General features: G+C 59.1%; 1 protein-coding gene. It reads left to right on the plus strand.

Features of this window, described 5'->3' with window-relative positions; genetic code table 11:
- Positions 1 to 297: 297 nt before the first annotated feature.
- A partial coding sequence (locus P1S46_12440; GenBank protein MDF1537271.1) for a hypothetical protein occupies positions 298 to 552 on the plus strand: 255 nt, incomplete at its 3' end.

Genomic DNA, 552 nt, shown 5'->3' on the forward strand with positions numbered 1-552 from the left:
TGCTGGGCAACGCTCACAACCCTGCCGTCCAGGCTGAAAATCATGGCCCGGCTGCTCGTTGTACCCTGATCGAGGGAGAGCAGGTATTTCATATCCTGGTCATTGTAACAAGATATTATGCAAACCGTTTTCGAAAAACAGCCTTCGGTGGTTTTTTAGTACTTAGGGAAACCCCCCGGCTTTGCCGGGGGTACGTGCCCCGCCCGGGGCTCCGGGCCGAATTGGTGACACCGTGCGGCGAACCGGGCTGCCCGATATGCCCAAACGGAATATGAACTGGCCTGGGGACATAAATATGTGGGCCGTCATGCCCTGGCCGTGAGCGTTCCGGGGAAGTCGAAAGAGCTATCGGCTCTGGAGCCGAAACTTACGGCGACCATGACGGTGTTCGAGGGTGGAAGAACAATCTTCGGGGGAGGGACGGGACGGGCCAGCGGGTACTGGGGAAGGGATCATTACGGCTTGCACCTGGTCTGGTACCGGGTCCCCGTGGACATGCCCGTGGGACGACCCCTTACTGCCGTTGTCACCGTGGATGGTGACTTGGACAGC

This window comes from bacterium, assembly GCA_029210545.1.
Taxonomy (GTDB): domain Bacteria; phylum BMS3Abin14; class BMS3Abin14; order BMS3Abin14; family BMS3Abin14; genus JARGFV01.